This window comes from Neisseria sp. P0021.S007 (assembly GCF_051956855.1).
Window position 1 is genome coordinate 1 of sequence record NZ_JBQCXA010000765.1, and the last position, 606, is coordinate 606.

1 protein-coding gene is annotated in these 606 nt (G+C 54.3%); it reads left to right on the forward strand.

Annotation, left to right across the window (positions count from 1 at the left end; translation table 11 throughout):
* The coding region (locus ACTHUR_RS15845; protein ID WP_440399615.1) for an aminotransferase class I/II-fold pyridoxal phosphate-dependent enzyme at positions 1–606 on the forward strand (606 nt) is incomplete at both ends.

A 606-nucleotide genomic window follows, 5' to 3' on the forward strand; every position in this document is an offset into this window, starting at 1 on the left:
TATCTATGCGACGAAGAAAACAACTGGTTCCCCAACCTGGCCGACATGGAAGCCAAAATTACGCCTAAAACCAAAGCCATCGTCGTCATCAACCCCAACAACCCTACCGGCGCGGTGTACAGCAAAGAAATCCTGCTCGAAATCGCCGAACTGGCGCGTAAACACGGTCTGATTATTTTCGCCGACGAAATTTACGACAAAATCCTCTACGACGACGCCGTACACCACCATATCGCCGCCCTTGCTCCCGACTTGCTGACCATTACGTTTAACGGCCTTTCCAAAGCCTACCGCGTAGCCGGTTTCCGTCAAGGCTGGATGGTTCTCAACAATCCGAAACATCATGCCAAGGGCTATATCGAAGGCCTCGATACGCTCTCCCCCATGCGCCTTTGTGCCACCACACCCATGCAACACGCCATTCAGACGGCCTTAGGCGGATACCAAAGCATCAACGAATTCCTCCTTCCCGGCGGCCGCCTGCTCGAGCGATGCAACAAAGCATGGGAACTGGTCAACCAGATTCCGGGCGTATCCTGCGTCAGACCCGTGGGCGCATTGTATGTGTTCCTTGGAATCGGTGCTGGGATGTACAGCATCCACGAC